This window comes from Tessaracoccus pujii (genome assembly GCF_054483895.1).
Window position 1 is genome coordinate 2,363,569 of sequence record NZ_CM137012.1, and the last position, 23,939, is coordinate 2,387,507.

Annotated in this window: 22 protein-coding genes and 1 pseudogene; 19 read left to right on the forward strand and 4 right to left on the reverse strand. The window is 68.3% G+C overall.

Features of this window, described 5'->3' with window-relative positions; all coding sequences use genetic code 11:
- Positions 1-15: 15 nt before the first annotated feature.
- On the forward strand, positions 16-1,902 hold the full coding sequence (locus tag ACX1D0_RS11335) for an ABC transporter ATP-binding protein (RefSeq protein ID WP_459017986.1): 1,887 nt from the start codon (positions 16-18) through the stop codon (positions 1,900-1,902).
- 107 nt (positions 1,903-2,009) lie between these two features.
- On the forward strand, positions 2,010-2,789 hold the full coding sequence (locus ACX1D0_RS11340) for a glycosyltransferase family 32 protein (RefSeq protein WP_459017987.1): 780 nt from the start codon (positions 2,010-2,012) through the stop codon (positions 2,787-2,789).
- Between the two features lie 13 nt (positions 2,790-2,802).
- Here ACX1D0_RS11340 and ACX1D0_RS11345 read toward each other — a convergent pair.
- Positions 2,803-3,048, reverse strand: a pseudogene (locus ACX1D0_RS11345) (transposase); the annotation flags it as partial.
- 176 nt (positions 3,049-3,224) lie between these two features.
- Here ACX1D0_RS11345 and ACX1D0_RS11350 point away from each other — a divergent pair.
- The 9 genes from ACX1D0_RS11350 (at position 3,225) to ACX1D0_RS11390 (ending at position 13,917) form a co-directional block, all read left to right on the forward strand.
- Entirely contained in the window at positions 3,225-4,121 is an 897-nt protein-coding gene (locus tag ACX1D0_RS11350) for a glycosyltransferase family 2 protein (protein WP_459017988.1), read from the forward strand.
- Complete coding sequence (locus ACX1D0_RS11355) at positions 4,118-5,125, forward strand: CgeB family protein (RefSeq protein ID WP_459017989.1); 1,008 nt, start codon at positions 4,118-4,120, stop codon at positions 5,123-5,125. Before ACX1D0_RS11350 ends, ACX1D0_RS11355 begins: the two co-directional genes overlap by 4 nt.
- Positions 5,126-5,208: 83 nt before the next feature.
- Positions 5,209-6,138 (forward strand): prephenate dehydrogenase, encoded by a 930-nt coding sequence (locus ACX1D0_RS11360; protein ID WP_459017990.1) that lies wholly within the window; start codon positions 5,209-5,211, stop codon positions 6,136-6,138.
- Positions 6,139-6,347: 209 nt separating this feature from the next.
- Positions 6,348-8,591 (forward strand): N-acetylneuraminate synthase family protein, encoded by a 2,244-nt coding sequence (locus tag ACX1D0_RS11365; RefSeq protein WP_459017991.1) that lies wholly within the window; start codon positions 6,348-6,350, stop codon positions 8,589-8,591.
- A gap of 1 nt (position 8,592) precedes the next feature.
- Positions 8,593-9,636, forward strand: coding sequence for a glycosyltransferase family 4 protein (locus tag ACX1D0_RS11370; RefSeq protein WP_459017992.1), 1,044 nt, complete (start codon positions 8,593-8,595; stop codon positions 9,634-9,636).
- Positions 9,633-10,664: a glycosyltransferase family 4 protein gene (locus ACX1D0_RS11375; RefSeq protein ID WP_459017993.1), complete on the forward strand. Its 1,032-nt coding sequence runs from the start codon at positions 9,633-9,635 to the stop codon at positions 10,662-10,664. Before ACX1D0_RS11370 ends, ACX1D0_RS11375 begins: the two co-directional genes overlap by 4 nt.
- On the forward strand, positions 10,661-11,596 hold the full coding sequence (locus tag ACX1D0_RS11380; protein ID WP_459017994.1) for a glycosyltransferase family 2 protein: 936 nt from the start codon (positions 10,661-10,663) through the stop codon (positions 11,594-11,596). Before ACX1D0_RS11375 ends, ACX1D0_RS11380 begins: the two co-directional genes overlap by 4 nt.
- A gap of 1 nt (position 11,597) precedes the next feature.
- Entirely contained in the window at positions 11,598-12,752 is a 1,155-nt protein-coding gene (locus ACX1D0_RS11385) for a glycosyltransferase (RefSeq protein ID WP_459017995.1), read from the forward strand.
- Positions 12,739-13,917: a hypothetical protein gene (locus tag ACX1D0_RS11390; RefSeq protein ID WP_459017996.1), complete on the forward strand. Its 1,179-nt coding sequence runs from the start codon at positions 12,739-12,741 to the stop codon at positions 13,915-13,917. Before ACX1D0_RS11385 ends, ACX1D0_RS11390 begins: the two co-directional genes overlap by 14 nt.
- Here ACX1D0_RS11390 and ACX1D0_RS11395 read toward each other — a convergent pair.
- Positions 13,911-15,443: a tyrosine-protein kinase domain-containing protein gene (locus ACX1D0_RS11395; RefSeq protein ID WP_459017997.1), complete on the reverse strand. Its 1,533-nt coding sequence runs from the start codon at positions 15,441-15,443 to the stop codon at positions 13,911-13,913. The genes ACX1D0_RS11390 and ACX1D0_RS11395 overlap by 7 nt on opposite strands.
- A 152-nt stretch (positions 15,444-15,595) precedes the next feature.
- On the opposite strand from ACX1D0_RS11395, the gene ACX1D0_RS11400 reads away from it, so the two are divergent.
- Positions 15,596-17,014 carry a sugar transferase gene (locus ACX1D0_RS11400; protein WP_459017998.1) on the forward strand — a complete coding sequence of 473 codons (1,419 nt, stop codon included), beginning with the start codon at positions 15,596-15,598 and terminating at the stop codon, positions 17,012-17,014.
- Positions 17,015-17,028: 14 nt separating this feature from the next.
- On the opposite strand, the gene rfbA is transcribed toward ACX1D0_RS11400, so the two are convergent.
- Complete coding sequence (gene rfbA, locus ACX1D0_RS11405) at positions 17,029-17,895, reverse strand: glucose-1-phosphate thymidylyltransferase RfbA (RefSeq protein ID WP_459017999.1); 867 nt, start codon at positions 17,893-17,895, stop codon at positions 17,029-17,031.
- 97 nt (positions 17,896-17,992) lie between these two features.
- Between rfbA and rfbB the strand changes: the two genes are divergently transcribed.
- From rfbB to ACX1D0_RS11440, 7 genes are read left to right on the forward strand one after another with little or no spacing between them, the layout of a single operon-like run.
- Positions 17,993-18,991 carry a dTDP-glucose 4,6-dehydratase gene (rfbB, locus tag ACX1D0_RS11410; RefSeq protein ID WP_459018000.1) on the forward strand — a complete coding sequence of 333 codons (999 nt, stop codon included), beginning with the start codon at positions 17,993-17,995 and terminating at the stop codon, positions 18,989-18,991.
- The gene (locus tag ACX1D0_RS11415; protein WP_459018001.1) at positions 18,991-20,367 is read left to right on the forward strand and encodes a sugar nucleotide-binding protein; all 1,377 of its coding nucleotides are present in this window, start codon (positions 18,991-18,993) and stop codon (positions 20,365-20,367) included. The genes rfbB and ACX1D0_RS11415 overlap by 1 nt, the downstream gene beginning before the upstream one ends.
- Positions 20,364-21,260, forward strand: coding sequence for a nucleotidyltransferase family protein (locus ACX1D0_RS11420; protein ID WP_459018002.1), 897 nt, complete (start codon positions 20,364-20,366; stop codon positions 21,258-21,260). The genes ACX1D0_RS11415 and ACX1D0_RS11420 overlap by 4 nt, the downstream gene beginning before the upstream one ends.
- Positions 21,257-21,517: a PqqD family protein gene (locus tag ACX1D0_RS11425; protein ID WP_459018003.1), complete on the forward strand. Its 261-nt coding sequence runs from the start codon at positions 21,257-21,259 to the stop codon at positions 21,515-21,517. Before ACX1D0_RS11420 ends, ACX1D0_RS11425 begins: the two co-directional genes overlap by 4 nt.
- A complete protein-coding gene (locus ACX1D0_RS11430; RefSeq protein ID WP_459018004.1) occupies positions 21,510-22,037 on the forward strand; it encodes an arsenate reductase/protein-tyrosine-phosphatase family protein in 528 nt (175 codons plus the stop codon). Before ACX1D0_RS11425 ends, ACX1D0_RS11430 begins: the two co-directional genes overlap by 8 nt.
- The gene (locus ACX1D0_RS11435) at positions 22,031-22,750 is read left to right on the forward strand and encodes a hypothetical protein (protein ID WP_459018005.1); all 720 of its coding nucleotides are present in this window, start codon (positions 22,031-22,033) and stop codon (positions 22,748-22,750) included. The genes ACX1D0_RS11430 and ACX1D0_RS11435 overlap by 7 nt, the downstream gene beginning before the upstream one ends.
- On the forward strand, positions 22,747-23,040 hold the full coding sequence (locus ACX1D0_RS11440; RefSeq protein ID WP_459018006.1) for a PqqD family peptide modification chaperone: 294 nt from the start codon (positions 22,747-22,749) through the stop codon (positions 23,038-23,040). Before ACX1D0_RS11435 ends, ACX1D0_RS11440 begins: the two co-directional genes overlap by 4 nt.
- Here the strand turns inward: ACX1D0_RS11440 and ACX1D0_RS11445 are convergent.
- Positions 23,030-23,932 carry an HAD family hydrolase gene (locus tag ACX1D0_RS11445; protein WP_459018007.1) on the reverse strand — a complete coding sequence of 301 codons (903 nt, stop codon included), beginning with the start codon at positions 23,930-23,932 and terminating at the stop codon, positions 23,030-23,032. The genes ACX1D0_RS11440 and ACX1D0_RS11445 overlap by 11 nt on opposite strands.
- Positions 23,933-23,939 lie beyond the last annotated feature (7 nt).

The following is a 23,939-nucleotide window of genomic DNA, read 5'->3' on the forward strand; positions in this document are numbered from 1 at the left end:
CACAGGGTAGTGTGGATGCTCCCCAGCGGTGGCCGAACGATGTGCAGGCACTCACTAGACTACGGTCAGCGAGAGACGGGCGAGGGCTACATGCGGGAACTCAGACAGATCATCCACGATCTACGGGCTGCCTTCCGGCTAGTGCCGTGGAGGATGCGCCCCAAGCTGGTCTTGATAGCGCTGGGTTCGGCTGCCATCGCCTTCCTCGACATGGCTGCAGTGGTGCTGCTTCTTCCGGTGATGCAGTTGGTTTCGGGGACGACCACCGCCGATAGCCCCGCCTTGCTTCTGCTCTCTGAGGTCTTCGGCGTCGTCGAGAGGCACTCCCTGCTGCTCGTGACGCTTGGCCTCGTCGCCACTCTGATGATCACCAAGAGCGTCTTCTCGCTCACCTTCCGCTGGTGGAGCGTAGGAATCACGAATCGCGCACAGACTGATGCGACCGCAGTGATGATGGATCTCTACATGACCTCCCCGTTCGAGTCTCATCGCAAACGTGACTCAGGTGACATCTACACCGCGCTCAACAGCTACATCCCGTCGGCCTTTGGAGGCGTCACGAACGGGATCATTCAGATCTTCGTAGACGGCCTGCTTGTCCTTGCGGTGCTAGTCGCTCTGATGATCCTTTCGCCCCTGGCCACTGTTCTCGCGATCACGTTCTTCGGAGCTGCGGCGCTAGCGATCCAAGCGTTTCTCAAAAATCGTCTCCTGGCCCTCGGGGAGGGCAGGAGGCTGGCCGGCCTTCGCAGTTGGCGCTACCTAACCCCGGCGATCCATGGCCTGAAACAGGCTCGCTTGTCAGGCGCGTCGCAGCCTCTTTCCGCGGGCTTCACTCAGTCCCGCCGAGAAGAGAACGATCTCTCGAGGCAAGCCTCGCTTCTGGGCGAGCTGCCCCGGCATCTCCTCGAAGTCGTGATGGTGTTGGGCATCGGCCTGATGGCCATCGTGCTCAGCGCCACGACAGGAGAATCTGAGGCGTTCACCATCTTGGGAGTGTTCGCGGTGGCTTCCGTCCGGATCATCCCGAGTCTGAACAGGGTGATAGCAACTGTTGGCAGTATCCGCGGCAGCCTGCCCAATCTCAGTGCCTTGGAGAAGGAGATCCGATCGCTGCTCGCGGAGACAAACAGGGATTCCTACACGGAAGAGCCACTCTCATACCTCGACGCCGACATCATCTTCAACGACCTGACGTTCACGTTCCAGGATGGCGAGTCGCCGGTCCTGGATCGCGTCTCGGGCAAGATACCCCAGGGCAGCACCATCGCTCTCGTCGGTTCGAGCGGAGCAGGCAAGACGACATTCGTCGACCTGCTGACCGCACTGCTGTTCCCCACAGCAGGCTCGATCGAAGTGGGCGGCATCTCGGTTCACGCTCATCCCATCTCCTGGCGACGGCACGTGGGAGTGGTCCCGCAGGACATCTTCATCTGGGACGAATCCGTGCGGAGCAACATCGCCTACGGTGTTCCACACGCAGAGATCGACGACGACGCCGTCAAGCGAGCGGTAACCATGGCACAGCTCGACGAGGTCGTGGCCGATCTCCCTGCTGGTCTGGATACAGTCATTGGGTACCAGGGAGCACGGTTGTCTGGAGGCCAACGTCAGCGTGTGGGAATTGCTCGCGCCCTATATCGGGACCCCCGAGTTCTCATTCTCGACGAAGCCACGTCTGCTCTCGACAACCAGACGGAAGCTAAGTTCACGGAAACGATCGAAGGCCTCCGCGGCAAGATGACGATCGTTGTGGTGGCCCATCGACTGTCTACAGTGAAGGGCGCAGACGAGATCCTCTTCTTTGACGGCGGTCACATCCGTGCCCGCGGAACGATGGCCGCACTGACGGCAAGCGACGCCAAGTTCGCGGAGCTGGTGCGACTCGGGAGGCTGTTTTGAGACCGCACCGGGGAATAAGCACTCTCCTCTCAGCTGCGCGGAGGATGAAGCATCGAGGCTTTCTCGCAGTTAAGACCGCTCGGCGACGGATCTCCAGCATAGAGACCATGCGCCTCGACGTCAGCGGCCGGTTGAGGCAAAGGTGCGGTTCCCCCTACTGCTACCAGCCAGGCCGGTACGCCCGAACGTTCCTGGAACTACCTCCCCCGAACCACTCGGAGGGTGCCGATATCCCCCGGGTGATTTACACCATCTGGCTGGGGGCACCCATGTCAGCCCGCAGGCGGGCCAGTCTCGACAGCCTCCGCAGGGCGAACCCCGACTTGGATGTTCGGCTTATCACGGAGGGGAACCTGGACCAGTACCTTCTGCCCGAACATCCTCTGCACCCGACGTTCCCCCACATGTCGGCCGTACACCAGTCGGACTACATTCGCGTCTATCTGATGCACTTCCACGGCGGCGGGTACTCCGATCTGAAGCCGGCAAGGCGGTCGTGGCAGCTCGCCTTCGACCGCATGGGCGACCCCCAGATACTAGTGACGGGTTATAGGGAGGTCTCGACCGAGTATGTAGGCGCAGCTCCACGCCAATTGGGGGTGGACCTCCGGCGACACTATCGGCAACTCGCTGGCCCCAGTGCGTTCATTATGAGACCCCACAGCATCTTCACCGCGTCGTTCTACAGAGAGTTCCTGCGTCGGCTCGACTACTGCGACCTGGCCTTTAGGTTGAGCCCGGTGACGGATCCCTACGACCTACCTGCCAGCTACCCACTGTGGTGGGGCGAGCTGATGGGCGATATCCTCCATGCACTTTCCCTGAGGTACCACGACCGCGTGTTCTTCGACGAAGACATCCGACCGATCCTTCAGGACTATCGATAACTGACTCATCACGTAGTCGGGTTCTGAATCCGCCGGTATCGAGCAGTGATCTGGCGATGTAGTTGGTGAGGTTGCGGAAGCCGAGTGCCGATCCGCGGAGATGTTCCAGGCGGCCGTTGAGGGCCTCGGTGGGGCCGTACGAGGTGCCGGGGCGATCGAAGTAGGCCAGCACGTCGTCGGCTCGCTTCTTCGGTGTTCGTCCGAGTGTGATCAGCTCGGTCAGCGTGGCGGGGACGCCGTGGCTGACGGAGGCGATCAGGCTGGCCGGCTAAGTGGGTACTGGAGTTACTGGATGAGAGGACACACCCCAACGCCCAAGCTGTTGGCAGGGCGAGCCGCCTCCGCAGCCTCTCAGGGGGGATCTGCCCCACACACAGAGTGGGATCCGGGTGCGCCCTGAGTAGGTAGGCTGTTTGAGTGGCAGGAGGGGGGCCCATGGTGTCGACACCACCAACGGTGAGCGTAGTCATACCCCACTACGGCGACCCTGCGCCCGCGCAGGCTCTTGTTCGGCAGCTCGTACCGCAGCACCCTCACCAGATCATCGTGAGCGACGACTCCTCACCCCATCCCTTCCCCGCCACCGACGGAGTGGTCGTCGTGCGACGTCCGTCCAACGCCGGCTTCGGCGCAGCAGTCAACTCCGGCGCCGCGGCGGCAACCGGCGAGCTGTTGCTGATCCTCAACAGCGATCTCGAGATCTCAGGCGACTTCGTCAGCGACCTGGTGACCGAAGCCGCGCCCTGGCAGCCAGCGGTGGTGGCCCCGCGCGTCGTCGACCATGCCGGCAATGCGACCCACAGCGCACGCCGCTGGCCGACGACGATCAACCAGACACTCGAGTGGCTGACGCCGCTCGCCCGCTGGCGCGACCGCTCCTGGCTCAGGCGGTTGCTGGGTCATGACCTCCGCCTCTTCACCACCGACGCACCCATCGAGGTCGACTGGCTGGTGGGGGCCGCGTTCATGGTGCCCACCGCCGAATTCCGAGCCGTGGGTGGGCTCGACGAGAGATTCTTCATGAACTCCGAGGAGATCGACCTTCAACGTCGCCTCGCGGAGCGCGGACTGATGAGGGTCTACCTGCCCGCGGTCAGTGTCACCCACGAGGGCGGGGGATCGTCAGACCCCGCGAAGCGTCGCCGCTGGCTCGTGACCGCTCAGGTCCGCTACGCGGAGAAGTGGGGAGGGGCCCGTCGCCTCCGAGCCGCACTCAGCGCGGCCACCGTCGTGAACTTGATGTGGAACTGTGTGCGCGCCGCGCGGGGAGTCGACGTCACACCGGTAAGCACCGCACGCGAGGAACTCGCACTGATCTGGGGCGCGTCGTGACCCGCCTTCCCAAGCTGCTGCTGCTGAGCCCGGTCTTCCACGGCTACTCCACGAGCATCGCCGCCGGGTTCCGGCAGCTCGGCTTCCAGATCGACACCCACTCCTATGACGCGAAACAGACGTTCGGCCAGAAGCTGTCCCACAAATTGCTGCACGAACTGCCCACCAGGGTGGGGTTGGGCGACGAGCGCCCGCATACAAGGCACAGCGCCGAGGCCGCGGAAGCCATCCGCGCGTCACGGCCGGACATCACCCTGGTCATCCGAGGCGATCAGTTCGCAGAAGCTGTGTTCGACGCCCTCGACGACGTGGGGTCGCGCAAGTTCCTTTGGCTCTGGGACGAGGTCCGCAGGACGGCGCACGATGCGGCGTCCCTGGATCGCTACGACCACCTCATCTCCTACTCGCCCAATGACGCGCAGGCGTTCAACGACGGCGGCCGGGCGTGCCTCCACCTGCCGAACGCATTCGACCCCGCTATGACCCCCACCCCGCGCCACTCGCCTGAGGTGATCTTCATCGGGGCGCGCTATCCCCGACGCGACGAACTCCTCACCGCGGTCGCCGACGCGGGGGTGCCACTCCGCTGCTTCGGGCGGGAGTGGTCGCGCCACCCCTTCGACCGCGCCCGCACCTGGCAGGTCACCCGCCCCGACGTGCCTGCGGCCCGCGACATCGACCGCGCCGACGGCTACGCACTCACCGCCGGCGCCCCCGCTGCGATCAACATCCACGGAGACCAGGACGGCTTCACCATGAAGACCTTCGAAGTGCCAGGGGTGGGGGGCGTGCAGCTGGTGGACCGCGACGACGTGGCGGCGTATTACGAGCCCGGCCGCGAAGTCGCGGTGTTCCACGACGCGGACGAACTCGTGGAGCTCTGCCGCCGGGCGATCAGCGACGACCGGTGGGGCGACGCCCTCCGCGAAGCAGGAAGAAAGCGCACGCTCGCCGAGCACACGTGGGCCCACCGTGCCGCGAAGGTGGCGCAGCTGTGGGCCTGAGGCACCTCGACCACGAATCCTGGCGCCGCTGGCAGGATTCGCGCAGGCGGGTTCAGCTGATCAGGGCCCGGCTCCGTCATCCCATGACACCGAGGACCACGCCCGACGAAACTCACCGGGTCTGGGTCCGCGGAACCCACCCCGCCCTGTTGGTGGCGTGCGACTCCAACTCGCCCACCAACCATCACGCACTGCTCGCGCCACTGGGTTCCGCGCAGGACCTACCCGCCCTCGTGGTCCATCCGGAGGGTGTGGACCTCAGACTCCCCGGAGTGGGCTGGCGCGAGGCGACGGATCCCCACCAGATGTTCAAGGAGGTCCGTGCCGTGGCGTCGATCGGCGACCACCTCGGGGTGGGTGCCTGGGCTCACGCGCTGGCCGGCCGACGCGGGTGGCGCCAGTTGGTGATCCAGCACGGGCTGCTGACCCCCTTTTCTCCCCCACCCCCACCGTCTGTCGAGGTGTTGGCATGGTCCGAGGCCGATGCGGCCTTCATCACGGAGGGCCGCCCGGACCTGACCGCTCAAGTGGTTGGCTCTCCGCTGCTGGCCGCGGCTGCGGCCAACCCGGCCCCACACGTGAGCCGATTCGCCAGACCCGTCTTCCTCGGTCAACTCCACGGGGCCGAACTTTCGCGCTGGTCCATGACCCGCTCCGTGACCGAGTTCTGGCGGCTGACCGACGCCACCTACCGGCCGCATCCCCGCGAGGAGGACAAGCTGTCGCGGGCACAGCACGCGCTCTGGCACAGGCTCGGCATGGACATCGACGCGTCGACCCCGGTCACCGAGCTGGACCGGCCCGTCGTCAGCGCCTTCTCGACCGGTGTCCTCGAGGCCGCCGCCCGCGGGATCCCCGCATGGGTCTTCCACATGTCGCCGCCCCCCTGGCTCGAAGAGTTCTGGGAGCGCTATGCCATGAGTCGGTGGGGTGGGGAGCCCACGCCACCCCCCGCTGTAGAGCCTGACCCTGCGAGCCGGATCGCACATCATCTTGCGGAGGCCCAGACATGAACCACATCGACGTGTCGATCATCACCTGCGTCCGCAACGCGCCAAGCCCCTGGGCCGCCAACTCCAGGCCGCCCGCATCCCAGCCGGTCAGCAATCCTGAGGCCGCTGTCTTGCGAGGGCGTCAGCTCGGGTCGCGGGTGTGCCACGATGGAGCTTCACGCACACTCGTCTTCGACTAGTCGTCGCAGAGGCTTGGGGGCACTTCCGGCATGATCATTGAGCGTAACGTGGCGGCACTCGCCATCCGCGACAACGAATCGATCCTCAGCGCACTGCGAAAGATCGACGCCAACCGCTCCCGCATCATCTTCGTCGTCGACGGGCACGGCCACCTCATCGGTTCGTTGTCCGACGGGGACGTGCGGCGTTGGCTGCTGGCCGAGAGCGACGCGTCGCTGGATACGCCGTGCAGCCGCGCGGCCAACTCCCGGTGTATTCGCGCCACCGTCGCCACGCCGCACGCGGACATCGCCGCGCTGATCTCCGGCGTTGTCACCCACGTTCCGCTTGTCGACGAGCAGGACCGGCTCGTCGCCGTCGCCAGCAACGACCGCCGAGCACTGATGGTGGGCCGCCACCGGATCTCCGACGACGAGCCCACGCTGGTCATCGCCGAGATCGGCAACAACCACCAGGGAGACGTGGGCTTCGCCAAGCACCTCGCGGACCTCGCGGTGGACGCCGGCGCCGACGTGGTGAAGTTCCAGCTCCGCGACATGGACGCCCTCTACCGCCAGAGCGGGGCTGCCACCGGCGGGGAGGACCTGGGGGCCCAGTACACGCTCAACCTGCTGGCCAAGTACTCGCTGACGGCCGAGCAGATGATCAAGGTGTTCGATCACTGCCGGGCACGGGACGTGGATGTGCTGTGCACACCGTGGGACGCGCCCAGCGTCCACGTGCTGGCGGAGTACGGCGTCCCAGCGCTCAAGGTGGCGTCTGCGGACATGACCAACCACACCCTGCTCGCCGACATGTTCGCCACCGGGCTCCCGCTCATCGTGTCCACTGGAATGAGTACGGAGGCCGAGATCGTCGAGGCCGCCGACCTCCTGCGCGGCTCCGGGTCCCCCTTCGCCATGCTGCACTGCCAGTCCACCTACCCGGCGCCGTTCAGGGACGTCAACCTGCGCTATCTCGCGCGGCTGGCGGAGATCAGCGGTGGCCCCGTCGGCTACTCCGGCCACGAGCGGGGCTTCCACGTGCCGCTCGCCGCCGTCGCCATGGGCGCCCGCATCATCGAGAAGCACTTCACGACCGACCAGAGCCTTGAGGGCAGCGACCACAAGGTGTCGCTGCTCCCCGGAGAGTTCCGTCAGATGGTCTCGCGGATCCGGGAACTGGAGGAGGCGCTCGGCACCGGCGACGCGCGCGTGGTCTCCACCGGCGAATCGATGAACCGGGTCAATCTCGCGAAGTCGCTGGTGGCCACCCGACGGATCGGGGTGGGCGAGCGTATCAGCCGCGACGACGTCACCGTCAAGTCCCCCGGACGCGGCCTGCAGCCCAACCGGCTCGACGCCCTGCTGGGCCGCACGTCGCGACGGGTGGTGGAGGAGGGGGACTTCTTCTACCCCGGAGACCTCACGGACGCCGTGTCACAGGGGCGGCCCTACTCCTTCCGGCGGCCCTGGGGCCTTCCGGTCCGGTACCACGATCACGCGAAGCTGATCGAGGGCACCAACCCGGACTTCCTCGAGTTCCACTTCTCCTACAAGGACGTGGAACTCGACATCGACGACATCTTCACCCACCGCCTGCCGATGGCGTTCACCTGCCACACGCCGGATCTGTATGCCGGCGACTTCATCATCAACCTGGCGAGCCGCGACGAGGCGGTGTGGGAGCGGTCCGTCCACGAGACTCAGAAGGTCATCGACATCACGCGGGACCTCACCCGCTACTTCACCTGCGACGAGGCCCCTGTGGTCATCGCGACGATGGGCGGCTTCACCGCCGACGGTTTCGTCGACGCGTCCGAGCGGCCCGCGCTGTACGCCCGCATCGCCCAGGCCATCGAGCGGCTCGACACCACCGACGTCCGGCTGACCGCCCAGACGCTCCCGCCGTTCCCCTGGCTGATGGGCGGCCAGCAGTACCACAACCTGTTCATGGGGCTGCAGGACACGGTGGACTTCTGCCACCAGTACGGGCAACGCCTGACGTTGGACATCTCCCACTCGAAGCTGGCAGCCAACTTCCACAAGATGCCCTTCAGCACCTACGTGGAGGCGTTGGCCCCGCTCACCGAGCACCTCCACATCGTCGACGCCGAAGGCGTCGACGGAGAGGGGCCGCAGATCGGCGAGGGCGAGGTCGACTGGCCCGTACTGGCGGAGCAGTTGGACCGGCTCGCGCCGGGCGTCGGGTTCATCCCGGAGATCTGGATGGGTCACACCAACAACGGTGAGGGGTTCTGGACTGCCCTCGACCGGCTGGAGCAGTGGTTCTGACGTGACGGACGTGGCGTTGTGGGTGGTGCCGGTGAGCAACCTCGCCGGCGTCGCCCGTCACGTCCTCGACGTCGCCCGCGTGGGCCTGCCGGGCTACGCGCTCCAGGTGGCCGCGCCCTCCGGGCCACTCCTCGAGGAGCTTCGCGAGCTGGGCGTCCCGACACATGAGGTTCCGCTGGACGGATCCCCCCGTCGTGCCGTGCCGACGCTCCGGACCCTCGTGCGTCAGGTCCGGCCGCGCGTCGTGCATTCCCACCTGGCTCGGGCCGACTTCCTGGCCGTGGCTGCCACCGTCGGGCTGCCTGTCAGCCTGGTGTCCACCGAACACGGCATCGCCGCGGACTCGCGCCTGTATCACGGCGGCCGAGCCAAGGCCGGCGTCCGACGCGCTCTGCACCGCCTCCGCACCCGCCGCTTCGCGGCTCTCATCGCGGTGAGCCGCTCCACGCGGCGGGAAATGGTCCGCGCCTGGCGCCCAACGCAACCGGTCCACGTGATCCACAACGGCGTGGATCCCACCGGATCGCCTAGCCGCCTTCCGGGACACCGGTTCCTCACGCTCTCCCGGTTGGCCCCGGAGAAGGGGCTGGCAGCAGCGCTGGAAGCGTTCTCGGCCATGGCCCGCAGCGCCCCGGAGGCCACCCTCACCATCGCCGGAATTGGGCCGGAGCGCGCGGCCCTGATCGCCCGGGCAACAGCGCTGGGGCTCGGCGACCGCGTCACCTTCCCGGGCCACGTGGACCCGGCGGCCGCCCTGGCCTCCCACGACGTTCTCGTCCAGCTGTCGCTGTGGGAGAACGCGTCCTACTCGATCCTGGACGCCGTCACGCACGGATTGGGCGTGGTGGCCACCCCAGTGGGCGGAAACCCGGAGATCCTGCCGGCCCACTGCATGGTCGACTCCAGCGACTCCAGGAGGGTGGCCGAGGTCATGACCGAGCAGGCCGCCGACCCGGCTCGCCGGCCCGCGCTCCCTGACGGATGGCCGACCGTGGAGTCGATGGCTGGACAGATCGCCGGGATCTACGATCGGCTCGAGCGATGACCGCCGTGACCTTCGCTGCCAACCGGGGCGAGATGGGCGGCGGCGAGGTCATGCTCCTGGCCATGGCCGAGGCCACCCGCGCGTCGGGGCGTGGCGCAAGGGTGGTGGGCCCACCCGGTGTCCTTCTCGACACCGCGGCCGCCCGCGGCTTCGCCACCGTGGAGATCCACGGGCGCACCCCCGTCAGCTACCTCCGCGGGCTCCGAAGGTGGGCGGTGACGGCCGCACCCGAGTTCCTGTGGTGCAACGGCCTCCGGCCCGCCTTGGCCACCTCGTCGCTCCCGCGACGGGTGGTGCATCTGCACTCGTTGCCGTCGGGTCGTTTGCGGCCTCTCCTCCCCCTGGCGACCGCCGGGGCCGACGACGTACTGGTCCCCTCCGAATGGTTGCGGCGGCAGCTGGGCGTCACCACGAGCACGCTGCACAACTGGACCAGCGACCTTCCCTTCTCCCCCCACCTGCCGCCTCGGGACGGCTCGCCACTCCGGCTGGGCTTCCTCGGCCGCCTCACCTCCGCCAAGGGCGCCGTCGTGCTCGCGGACGCTCTCCGGATCCTGCAGGGCCGCTCGCCTGGCCGATTTCCCCTAGTGGTGGGCGGGAAAGCCCTGTACGCCGGCAAGTCCGACGCGACCCGCGTCGACGCCGCCCTGGGCACCCTCTCACCTGCCCCGGTCCGGCTCGGCTGGGTGGAACCGGGGGACTTCTTCGGGCAGGTGGACCTTGCAGTCTTCCCGTCCGTGGCGCCAGAGTCCTTCGGACTGGTGGCGGTGGAGGCGATGGCCGCCGGCTGCCCGTTCGTCACCACCGACGCCGGAGCGCTCCCCTCGGTGACCGGCCACGATCCGGCTTTCGTCGCAGAAGCCGGCAACGCCGAGCATCTGGCCACAACCATCCTTGACGCCGTCGCCCGCTACACGCCCGCACACCTTGAACAGTCCCGGCGGAGGTGGGCGGAGCTCTACTCTCCGAGTGCGGGGGTCGCGCGATTCACGCGCTACCTGTCCGAGTGGGAGGAACGGTCGGCATGACACTCGCCTCGGTGATCATCCCCAGCCGCGGCGGCGCCCAGCGACTCCCCGCCCTGCTCTCGGCGCTGGCGGCGCAGGACGATCCTGCCTGGGAGGCCATCGTCGTCATCGACGGCGACATTGACGGCTCCGCCTCCGTGGTCGCCCGCTACGAGAGGCAACTCCCGGTCCACTGCATCGTCTTCCCCGAGAATCGCGGCCGTGTGGCCGCCCTCAACGCCGGGTTCCAGGCCGCCGCCGGCGACGTGCTGATCCGCTGCGACGACGACCTCGTGCCAGACCCAGGCTTCATCCGCACACACAAGGCAGAGCATCTGCGGGGCCCCCACGGGGCCATCGGACTGTACCTCAACCGGTTGCCGGACACCCCCTACGCCCTCGCCTACGGCCGGGACGCCGATGCGCGATTCCGGCGAGATGCGTATGCGGCGGCATCTGATCGCGTCTGGCGCTACTGGGCCGGCAACTGCTCCGTCACCCGAGAGGTATGGGAGAAGGTCGGGCCCTACGACCCCGACTACCGCGCCTACGGCTGGGAGGACGTGGACTGGGGCTACCGCCTGCACCGGCTGGGAGTGCCGGTCCGCCTCGTGCCCGCACTCGAGACCCCCCACTTCGTGGCAGCGGTCACCACCCGCAGCCGGGTGTTGCGCGCCTTCCACTCGGGAGCTGCCCGCCGCCTCTTCGAGGCCAAGCACGGCACGGACCTGCTGGCCAGCGCCGTGCCCCCACAGCGGGGAGTGTGGAACCGGCTTGTTCACCTGACCGCCCGTTTCGGCTCGCGCAAGGGACTCGATCTTGCCTCGCGATGTGTGGACCACTCCGCTGCCATTCTGCCGCGCGCCGTCTCGGGCAAGGTGATCGCTCTCCTGGTCGAGGGGGCAGCGGTGGCCGGCTACCAGAGGCCGGGCCAGATCACGACGGAGTTCTGACGTGCCCACTCGCCCCCGGGTTGCCATCGCGCACGACTACCTCACCCAACGCGGCGGCGCGGAGCGGGTGGTGCTGGCCATGCTGCGGGCCTTTCCCGACGCGGCCATCCACACCACCGTCTACGACCCGGACGGCACCTTCCCCGAGTTCCGTCAGGCCCGCATCCTCACCACCCCACTGAACAGGCTCGGCCTGCTGCGGCGGGACCATCGGATGGGCCTGCCCCTTTACCAGCCCTGGATCTCGCGCGCTCCGGTGATCGACGCGGACGTGCTCCTGGTTTCCACCACCGGCTTCGCCCACGGGTTCCGCACCACCGGCCGGAAGCTGGTCTACTGCCACTCGCCGGCACGGTTCCTCTACCTCGTCGAGGACTACCTGGGAGCACCGGCGGGTCGGTCCCCGGTGGGGTGGGCCCTCTCCGCGCTGCGTCCCGCGCTGGTGCGGTGGGACCAACGCGCCGCCAGGTCCGCGGACCGCTACCTCGCCAACTCCAGCGTGGTCCGTGAACGGATCAGGGACGTGTACGGACTCGATGCCACCGTCGTGCCCGCTCCCCCGGCGGTCCACGACTCGGTTCACCCCCAGCCCATGGCCGAATTGGAGGACTGGCCCTCGTTCCACCTGGTGGTCTCGCGGCTGCTCCCCTACAAGAACGTGGACAAGGTCATCGAGGCGTTCCGTGGTTTGCCCGACGAGAGGTTGGTCATCGTCGGCAGAGGCCCCCTGCGTGACCAACTGCGTCGCGACCTCCCATCCAACGCAAGGATGCTCGAAGGACTCACTGATGGGCAGCTCGCGTGGGCCTACGCGGCCGCCACCGCGCTCATCGCGCCCAGCTTCGAGGACTACGGCCTCACTCCGCTCGAGGCAGGCATGCTCGGCACGCCGACCCTGGCGCTGCGGGCGGGCGGCTACCTGGACACCGTCGCTGAGGGCATCAGCGGCTCCTTCTTCCCCGCGGCCACAGTGGGCGCCATTACCGAAGCGGTGGTGGCCAACCGTGGGGTTGCCTGGGACGACGCGGCCATCCGAAGGCACGTGGGGGCGTTCGACGAGGCCCGCTTCGCAGCTGCCCTCCGGCGGCACGTGGCGGAACTTGTGCCAGAATCGTCGGGCAGCATCAGGGAGGGGGGCCGCAGTGAGTGCGCATGACGTCGCTCTTCTGCCACCCCGCGGCGCCGAGTCCGGCACCGGTAGATGGCTCGACGAGTGGGGCGACATCGTCATCCCCGTCTTTCTTCTAGGCATGCTCCTCCCCGTCAGGGGAATCGAGTTCCTCGTTCCCACCATGACTCTGCCGATCAATACCCTCGCCTGTGTGGCCCTGGTACTGATCGGCGTCTGGGCGTCATCCAGGTGGAGAACGGGCAACATGCTGGTCCTACTGTCCGGTTTCTCCCTCGTGTTCTGGCTCGTGGCCAGAACCATCGTCACGCACGGGCTCGGCGAACTCCGCCGGACTGTCAACATACTCACGCTCTTCGCCATCACGGCCGTCATCGCGTCGGGCCGGCTGCACATCCGCTCACTCGCGCGCGGCATCGTGGTGGGGGCGGTCGTCGCCCTCGCCGTCAGTGCCGCCATGATTCCCCTCAGCAACTACGCCGGGCGGCTCACCGGCGTGCTGGGTGATCCCAACGGGGCGGGCTACGTTCTGCTCGCACTCGGATTCGCCGCCGCGCAGTCGCTCTCCACCCGCCGGATGCGCCTCATGTTCTGGGCACTCCTCGGTCTGGGAGCTGTTCTGACAGTGTCGCGCACGACGATCTTCGCCTTCGGCGCGGTCTCCCTCTGGGTGTTGCTGGCCCCCAGGGTGAGTCGCCTCATGAGCCTGGCGGCCATGGCTGGAACAGCAGCGCTGTACGCGTGGGTCACGAACCTGGCCGAGGCCGCGGGCTGGTTCGCCGAGCGCGACGGATCGGATGATCTGCGGGAGGCCTTGGCGATCCAGGAGCAACAGATGTCCGCCGGCGCAGGGTGGCTGGGCGAGGGTCTCGGCACCGCGATCGTCGACATCCGCGGCACCACGCTGTTCTTCCACAACAGCTACCGGGCGCTGCAGACCGAGGGTGGGGCCGTCGCGATGGTTCTCCTGCTCGCGCTATTGGTGGGTGTGTTCTGGATGTTCCATCAACTGCCGGCGGGGGAACGTCCTGTGTGGAGCGAGGCAGCGCTGCTGAGCACGCTCATCGCCTCCTTCAACATCGGCTTCTCCCTGACCAGCCCACCGATCGCGATCGCCCTGGGTCTGTACCTCGCCTACCACGGCGCGGCGCGAAAGCGGTTGGCCTCAGAAGCCGGCACAGACGATCAGTGACCGGCGCTTCGCTTCGCCGAGCGTTGCACGACCCGGGCTGGTACCGGCTCCGGCTCCGGCTCGGCACGGGGTGCTTCGCGGCGCACGGAGATCGGGGCGCCGTCCTCGTCATCCACAGTCGCCGCACCCGTCCCGTAGTAGGCCTGGTACGCGCCGCCATGCCCGGCGCCGTACACCACATTGCCCATCGACCTGCGGCCGGCGCGGTGTAACACGGTGCCCAGAACGGACCCGCCCACCTGCTTGAGGAGCTTCGTGGCCATCCTCAGCTGCTCCTTGTGCGTCTTGCCCACGCGGGCCACCAGCACCGCACCGTCGGTGGCAGCCGTGAGGAGGCCCGCGTCGGTGACCGCCAGGATGGGCGGCGCATCGGTGATCACGAAGTAGTGTTTCGCCAGACCAGCCAGAAGGGTCTTCATCCGCCGCGACCCCACCATCTCGCTGGGGTTCGCGGGCACCTTCCCCGAGGTCAGCACCATCAGGTTGGGTTCGTTGGTCTGTTGCAGCGCGTCCTCCACCGACACGTCGCCCACCAGCACCTGCGAGAGCCCGACGGCGTTGTCTGCGCCGAAGATCTGGTGCTGCACGGGTTTGCGGAGGTCGGCGTCGATGAGGACGACCGGCTGCCCTGATCTGGCGATGAGTACGGCGAGCGTGGAGGAGATGGTGGACTTCCCCTCGCCCGGATTGGCCGAGGTGACGACGATGGACCGGGGCGGGGAGTCGATGTTGACGTAGCGGAGGTTGGTCCGGAGTTGCCGCAGCGCCTCACCTGCCGCTCCGAGCTTGGACAAGCTGATCCTGGCCCCGGTGCGGGCCTCCGCGAGTTCCTTGGTATCCGGAATGACACCGAGGACCCCATGTCCAGTCTCAGCCTCCACGTCCGCCATGGTGCGGACCCGGACGTCGAGCTTCGAGCGCACAAAGGCCAGGGCCAAGCCCAGACCCAGGCCGAGGCCGGTGCCGATCAGCAACAGGCGCACCCAGTCCGGCGAAATCGGCGTGGAACTGGCCGTGGCGGGGCTGTAGGTCGCGATCCGGACCGCCACGTCGTCGGGCAACGCCGCCGTGCCATCCTCCGTCGGAGTCCGCATCTCAAGCGCCAGCGCCTCATCGGCCAGGGCTTGCAGACCCGCGTCGGCCAGCATGCGCGCCTCCTCGCCGGAGCCCCCCGTCGCATACACCGTGATCAGGGGGGTTCCCGTGACGATCGACGCGCTGATGGTGCCACCGGCAGCTCCGGGCTCGGCCTGTAGCTCCGGCGACTGGATGGCCCGATCCCGCACGGCTCCAGTGCCGGCCAGGGCTGCGTACACGGCGGCCCGCTGCTGCGAGAGCGCACTGCCGCTCATCGCGCCGCCCACGCTGGTGTTGTCGCCTGCGACGACGATGCCCGTGGCGCTCGACTGGTACACCACCGGCTGCACGTAGGCGTACGCCGCCGATGCGCCGAGGCCCAGGAGCGTCATGAGGACGATCAGGAGCGCGGAGTGGCGAAGAAATCGGACGAACTCGAGCAGCGTCACGTGTGGGACCCCCGGGACCATGGCGCGGGTGTCGATTCCCGCGGTTTTCCTGAGTATAGGCAACCGCGCTTATCCCCCCGCATTGTCCGCCAAGTCGGCACATGGCACGGCCCATCGCTACAGTGAGGTCAAGGGGGATGGTGGGGACCACTATGCGCAATTCGTATCGCTGGGCGCTCGTCGCCTTGGATACTGCCCTCATCGTCGTCGCCACGTATACGGCTGTGGCGCTGCGGCGATGGTCTCCCTTCCTGCAGAGCATCAACGACGCGGACCGCCTGGTGCTGCCCGTCGCGCCTCTCATCATCGTCGTGTGGCTCGGCTCGCTGGCGGCCGGGGGTGCCTACCGTGAGCGCCACTGGGGGGTCGGCGTGGCGGAATACCGGCAGGTATTCAACTCGTCGCTGTTCTTCCTGCTCACGCTGGGCTTCTCCGCGTTCATCTTCGACTATCCCCTCTCCCGAGGTTTCGTCGCCATCCTGGTGGCCATCGGCATCCCCGCACTGGCGATCGGCCGGCTCACCGCCCGACGGCTCCTCCAATACCTTCGCCGGAGCGGTCGCTTCTGCGTTCCCACCCTCGTCGTCGGCGATCAGGGGGCCGTCGACGACGTGGTCGCCGTCCTGCGTCGCGAGACGTGGCTGGGGTACACACCCGTGGGCATCGTCGCGCCGCCGGAGGATGAGGCGATCGACGTCGCCGCAGCGCCGTCACAGGGCCTGTCGGAGGTGGGGACCCTGGACGATCTGTTGGAGGTGATCGACCGCACGGAGGCACGGGCCGTCATCTTCACCACCGGATCCGTGCGCCGAGGTCGTGAATTCAACGAGATGGCGCGCAAGCTCGAGGGTCACCGTGCGCAGATGGTGGTGGTTCCCGCCATGACCGACATCTCCAGTCAACGGATCCACGTGACACCCGTGGCAGGCCTCCCTCTCATGCACGTCGGGAAGCCGCAGGCCGAACGTTCGCTCCGATTCACCAAACGAGCCTTCGACGTGATCGGCGCGCTCCTGCTCCTGGTCATACTCTCACCGCTGATGCTCGCAACCGCCCTCCTCATCAAAGTCGGCGACGGCGGCTCGGTCCTGTTCCAGCAGCACAGGATCGGCGTGGGCGGGAAGCCCTTCAAACTATTCAAGTTCCGCTCGATGGTCCCGGACGCCGAGCAGATCCGCGCGGACACGCTCGAGGACAGCAACGAGTCCGACGGCGCACTGTTCAAAATCCGCGAGGACCCACGCATCACCCCGATTGGACGGTTCATCCGTCGTTTCTCCATCGACGAGCTCCCGCAACTGCTCAACGTGCTGCGCGGGGAGATGAGCCTGGTGGGACCCCGTCCGGCGCTCGAGCGCGAGGTTGAGCAGTACCGGCAGTACGTGCGCCGCCGCCTCGATGTGCGCCCTGGCATGACCGGCCTCTGGCAGGTATCTGGGCGCTCGGACCTGGGGTGGGACGACACGGTTCGCCTTGACCTCTACTACGTCGACAACTGGTCCATGCTTCAGGATCTGGTCATCCTCCTGCGCACCTTCCGGGCCGTCGTGCGCTCACAGGGCGCGTACTGAGCCCTGGACCGAGGTCAGCCCTGCAGCAGGTTCCGCAGGTAGGTTCCATAGCCGGACTTGTCGTAGCGGGCGGCGCGCTCGGCCAGTTCGTCGTCGGTGAGGAAGCCGCGACGCCAGGCTGCTTCTTCGGGGCATCCGACCTGCAGGCCTTGGCGGGCCTGGATGGTGCGGACGAAGTTGCTGGCGTCGTTGAGGGAGTCGAAGGTGCCGGTGTCGAGCCAGGCGGTGCCGCGTGGGAGGAGGTCGACGTGGAGTCGTCCCTGGTCCAGGTAGACGCGGTTGACGTCGGTGATCTCGTACTCGCCGCGGGCGGAGGGCTTGAGGTCGCGGGCGATGTCGACCACATTCTCGTCGTAGAAGTACAGCCCCGGCACGGCCCAGTGGGATTTCGGATGGGTGGGCTTCTCCTCGATGGAGATCGCCAGCCCGGTGGGGTCGACTTCGACGACGCCGTAGGCGGTGGGGTCGGCCACCTGGTAGCCGAACACCAGGGCGCCGTCGATGGATGCGGTGCGCTCCTGTAGCCGCGACCCGAGCCCGGGGCCGGAGAAGATGTTGTCGCCCAGGATCAGGCACGAGGGGCCGCCGGAGACGAAGTCCGCGCCGATGGTGAACGCCTGCGCCAGTCCGTTGGGTTCGGGCTGCACGGCGAACGTGAAGGTCACGCCGAACTGGCTGCCGTCGCCGAGGAGGTGCTCGAACGCGGTGGCCTCGTGGGGGGTGGTGATGATCATCACCTCACGGACGCCGGCGAAGATGAGGGTGGCGAGCGGGTAGTAGATCATGGGCTTGTCGTAGACCGGCATCAGTTGCTTGCTGGTGCCGAGCGTGATCGGATGAAGCCTGGAGCCGGTGCCACCGGCGAGAATGATCCCCCGCATGTCCCCACCTTGGCACATCCGGCCTCGGCGCCGCGCGCGTTCGGCGCGGGGGCCGGGCAGCCGGTGTCGCGGCTGTCGCGCCCGGTAGGCTCCCGGTGTGGAGACGATTCTGGTCACTGGGGGAGCCGGGTTCATCGGCAGCAACTTCGCGCATTGGCTGGTGGAGCACACCGACGCGGCGGTGACGGTGTTGGATGCGCTCACCTATGCCGGCACCACCGCCAACCTCGAGGGCCTGGATCCTCAGCGGGTGAGGTTCGTCGAGGGCTCCGTCACTGATCCCGCTCTGGTGAACCGGCTGGTGGAGGCCCATGACACGGTGGTCCATTTCGCGGCCGAGTCCCACAACGACAACTCCCTCGAAGGGCCTGGGGTGTTCGTCGAGACCAACATCCTGGGCACCTTCCACGTGCTTCAGGCGGTGCGGCGGTTCGACAAGCGTCTGCATCACATCTCCACCGATGAGGTGTACGGCGACCTGGAGCTGGACGACCCGGCCCGGTTCACCCCGTCGACGGCCTACAACCCGTCGAGCCCGTATTCGGCCTCCAAGGCGGCCTCCGATCACCTGGTGCGCGCCTGGGTGCGTTCGTTCGGGGTGCGGGCCACGATCAGCAACTGCTCGAACAACTACGGTCCGCGTCAGCACATTGAGAAGTTCATCCCCCGCCAGATCACCAACGTGCTCGACGGTATCCGCCCCAAGCTCTACGGCGCCGGGGCCAACGTGCGCGACTGGATCCACGTCGACGACCACAATTCCGCGGTCTGGCGGATCCTCACCCATGGCCGGATCGGGGAGACCTACCTCATCGGCGCCGACGGCGAGATGAACAACAAGGACGTCATCGAGCTGATCCTGACACTCATGGGCCAGCCGGCAGACGCCTACGACCACGTCACCGACCGCGCCGGCCACGACCTGCGCTACGCCATCGACGCCAGCAAGCTGCGCGACGAACTCGGCTGGGCGCCGCAGTACACCGACTTCCGTCAGGGACTTCAGGCCACGATCGAGTGGTACCGCGGCAACGAGGGGTGGTGGCGTCCGCTGAAGGCCGCCGTCGAGGCCAAGTACGCCGCGAAGGGCCAGTGATGGGCGGGCTCAGGGTGGAGACCACCGCGATCCCCGGCCTGCTGATCCTCACGCTGCCCCTCCACGGGGATTCCCGCGGATGGTTCAAGGAGAACTGGCAGCGCGCGAAGATGACGGCTCTCGGGCTGCCCGATTTCGGCCCGGTGCAGCAGAACATGAGCTTCAACGCCGAGGCGGGCGTCACCCGCGGTATCCACGCCGAACCCTGGGACAAGCTGGTCTCGGTGGCCACGGGGCGGGTGTTCGGGGCCTGGGTGGATCTGCGCGACGGCGACACGTTCGGCGCCGTGGTCACCCACGAGATCGGCCCGGACACGGCCGTGTTCACCCCCAGCGGGGTCGGCAACGCGTACCAGGCCCTCGAGGGCGGGACCTGCTACTCCTACCTGGTCAACGAGCACTGGTCAGCCGACGCCAAGTCCCAGTACACCTTCGCCAACCTTGACCACCCGGGCATCGTCTGGCCCCTGCCCCTGGACTCGGCCATCGTGTCCGACGCGGACCGCACCCACCCCGCGCTCGCCGACGTCGCACCGATGCCCCGTCCCCGCCCCGTGGTCACCGGAGCGGGCGGCCAGCTCGGCCGGGCGCTGCGCCGGATCCTCCCCGACGGAGTGTTCCTGGGCCGCGAGGACCTGGACATCACCGACCCCGACGCCGTCGCCGCCTACCCGTGGGGACGGGCCTCCGCGATCATCAACGCCGCCGCCTGGACCGCCGTCGACGCCGCCGAGACCGACGCCCGCGCCGCCTGCTGGGCCGCCAACGTCACCGGCACCGCCAACCTCGTCGACGCAGCCCGCCGGCACCGCCTCCCCTTCGTCCACGTCTCCACCGACTACGTCTTCGACGGCACCCGCCAGATCCACCCCGAGGACGAGCCGTTCTCCCCCCTCAATGTCTACGGCGCCACCAAAGCCGCCGCCGACGCCCTCGTCGCCACCCTCCCCCGGCACCACATCCTGCGCACCAGCTGGGCCATCGGCGAGGGACCCAACTTCATCCGCACCATGGCCCGCCTCGCCGACGCCGGCGCCTCCCCCAGCGTGGTCGACGACCAGTACGGACGCCTCACCCTCGCCGACGACCTCGCCCGCGCCGCCCTCCACCTCCTCCACAGCGCCCCCTCCGGCACCTACAACGTCACTTCCGACGGCCCCACCATGTCCTGGTACGACATAGCCACCGCCGTGTTCGACGCCCGCGGCGCCAGCGGCCGCGTCACCCGCACAGACACCGCCACCTTCACCGCCGGCAAGCCCACCGCCCCCCGCCCCCGCCACAGCACCCTCGACCTGACCGCACTCAAGGCCACCGGCTACCAGCCCATCGACGGCATCGCCGCCCTCCACCGCTATCTGGAGACGCTGCCGTGAGCCGCGACCCCTCCCTCCCGGTACGCCTCAAACTCATCCACGGCGTCCTCCAGCGCCACGCGGACCGGGCCGGCGCCGACGTCCTGCACATCAAGGGTCCCGCCGTCGCAGACGAGCTGCTCGACGCCCGCCCCGTCACGGACCCGGTCAGCGGGGAGCATCGCGTCGAAGTCACGGGGCGCCACAGCAGCGATGCGGACCTCCTGGTTCGCCCTGGGCACGTCGCGAGGTTCCTCGACGAGGTGACCCGGCACGGCTGGATCCGCAAGACGACGTTCGCCTCGAGCTCGGCCTTCGGCCACGCGATGAATATCTACCACCCCACGCTCGGCAACGCGGACGTCCATCGTCGGTTCCCCGGCCTGGCGGACGCGGCGTTCGACGAGCTGTGGCGGGGTCGGTCGAGCATCGAGCTGGGGCACGTCCCCTGCGCCGTCCCGTCGGTCCAGGCCCAACGCCTCCTCCTTCTCCTTCACGCCGCCCGCAGCGGCCCCAGCCACCCGGACACCGAGCGGGCCTGGGTGCGGGCTACCGAGGACCAGCGCGCCGGCGTGCTCTCCCTGGCCCGGCAGCTGGGCGCCGAACTCGGGGTGGCGGCCGCGGTCGGCGGCCTGGACGCCTTCCGCGACCACCCGGACTACCTGCTCTGGAAGCACTTCCACGAGGGCAATCCCAGCCGGCTCGACGAATGGCGCGCGCGGTGGCGCGCGGCCACCACCCTGCGCGCCAAGGCGGACGTGGTGCACGGCCTCCTGTTCTTCGACACCACCCTCCTCGAAGCCGAACTGGGCCACCCGCCCACGAGGCGTGAGATCCGTCAGCGGCTTCTGCAACGATGGATACGACTGATCGACGAAGTGTCCAGCCGCGTACGGAAGGGGGCCCGCCGGTGAGATTCACGCGTCACCCGGAGGCGGTCTGGGAGGACGACGGCGCCACCGTGTTCGCCACCGCCCCCACCATCGGGGAGGTCGTGATCCTCGACGGCGCCTCCGCCCTCATCTGGCACGCCCTCGACGGCGCCACCACGCCCCAGATCGCCGCCGAGGTGAGCCACATCACAGGAGCCCCGCAGGCCGAGATCCTCCCCCACCTGACCCCCTTCCTCGCAGATCTGGTGACCAGGCGGCTGGTGGTCGCCCATGCCTGAAGCGCCGCTCATCGTTTTCGTCTGCACGGCCAACATCAGCCGCTCCCCCTGGGCCGAAGCCCGAGCCGCCCAGCTTCTCGACGGCTACCGCCTGAGCAGCGCCGGCACCATGGCCGCCCGTGGCCGCCCGGTGGATCCCGTCATGGCGGAGACCCTGCCGGAGGGCGCTGTTGTCCACTCCGGGTCGAAGCCGCTGAGCAGGAGCATCGTCGCGGACGCCGGCCTGCTGCTCACCATGGAGGGCGCCCACCGCCACTACATCCTGGAGGAGTACCCGGCCGCCATCCGGAAGAGCTTCACGCTGGGCCAGTTCGTCGCCTCAGCGCGACGGGCGCCGTCGCGGCTGACGTTCGAGGACCTCGTCGGTTGGGTCTACGCCAACAGGGTGCCCAGCACCCCCGGCACGGACGTCGCTGACCCCTACGGTCAGGGTCGCGAGCGTGCCCGCGCCGCGGCGGGCCAGCTGGAGGCGCTCATCTCGGAGTTGGCCACGCTACTTCCGAAGGGCCCGCCGTGGTGACGGTGACGGGCCTCGGCGTCCGTGTGAACGTGGACCTCACCCGGACGTCGCTGGACCCGGACGAATTCGCCGCCCTCTGGGTTCGCTGCCTGGCGCCAGGAGGCGAGGCCGGGCCCACCGTCGAGATCTCGTCGGGCGCCACGCAGGAGTCGGCCACGCAGCAGATCACCCAGGCGCTGATCGCCGCCCGCGCCGGGGAGCTGCTCATGCTGCACGCCGGCGGGGTGGCCCACCCGGAGACGGGGCGGGCCCTGGTCTTCGTGGCGCCCGGCGGCACCGGCAAGTCCACCCTCACCCGCGCCCTCGGCGCCCGCTACGGCTACCTGTCGGACGAGACCATCGGGATCGACCCGGACACCCTCGAGATCCACCCCTACCCCAAGCCCATCACGCTTGCCACGGAGCACGGGCAGCCGAAGCGCGAGAACTCCCCCGGGGCCCTGGGGCTGGTGCCCGCGCCGGCCTCGCCCGTCCTGGCGGACCTCGTCGTGCTACGCCGCACGCCCGGCCGCGACAGGGCGGCCTTCACCCCGTTGGGTGTGCTCGACACACTCGCCATGATCGCCGGGGAGACCTCCTCGCTGTCCAGGCTGCCCCGTCCCCTGCACCTCATGGCAGACGTCCACCGGCGCGCGGGCGGAACGCTGATCGAGTACGGCGAGTCCGCTCAGATCATGGACTGGTGCATGGCCCGGCTGGACGGGTCGCCATGATCCGCCGGACGCCCGTCACGGACTTCCTTGCCGTCGACGGCGAGTCCCTCGCGCTCGTGGACAACAAGGTCCTGCGCCTCGGCCCCGTCGCCACCCTCATCCTCGAGGTGCTGGAGGACGGCCCCACCACGCTCCCCCGCCTCGCCCGTGACCTCGAGGCCGCGTTCGGCGCCCCGCCCGACGGTGGCCTGGAGGCGGCCGTCGCGTCCCAGGTGGCGGCGTTGACGGACAACGGGCTCCTCACCGTCGATGAGGAGCCCGTTGGTCAGGACGGCGGCGTCACGCCGTGACCCACCCCGGCTTCTCCGGCAGGAGCGCCTCGAAGTCGGCCACCAGGGAGTCCATGTAGGCGCCGCGGTAGGTGCCGTCGAGGAACTTCGGCAGCGCCTCCTCGCGGAACCTGAGCCAGGACTCGGCCTCGCCGCCGGGCATGATCGGGTAGAACAGCACGCCTTCGGAGAAGGCGCTGTCACGGTCACCTGGCGCGTCGCCGATGAGCATGATGTGGTCATCGGCGTACTTACCCTTGGCCGCCCAGTGGACGTGCTGGGCCTTCGAGCCCATTTCCTGCCCTGCGACCACCTTCATGTACTTCGCCAGGTCGTGCTCGTGCCACTCGCGCTCAAGCGCCTCCATCGGGGTGGCCGAGACCGTCATGCAGTCCACGTCGGCCTGCATCGCCTCGATCGCCTCGCGGGCGCCCGGGAAGGGCGCGCAGCCGTGCACCATCCAGGCGATCAGCTCGTTGACGCCCTTGCCCCAGGCGATGCACTGTGCGATCTCGGCGGAGGGGTGGGCCTCGGCGAACTCGGCGATCCCCTTGTCCGAGCGCGGGTACCCGGAATCGAGGAACCTCTGCAGCTCGACGCCCTCGGGCACCTTGACGCCGCGCTCCAGGACCTCCGGCCGCTGACGAAGCAGCTCGAACAGCCTGGCCAGCGCCACCCAGCGGTTCTGGCCGCGGGTGGTGGAGTACAGGTTGACGAACAGCGCCGTCTCGCGCACCAGGGTGGAGGCGGCCTGCAGGTCGAAGTACTTGATGTAGGCCGGGGTGAAACACTCCTGGTGCTTGATGTCCATGGCGTCCATGGCGCAGCCGTCGGAGTCGATCCCGACGAAGAACTGCTTCGTCGGCTGGAAATCCAGCAGGACCTGGGCCCGCTCAGGCATCTTGTCGTTCATCGGGCCC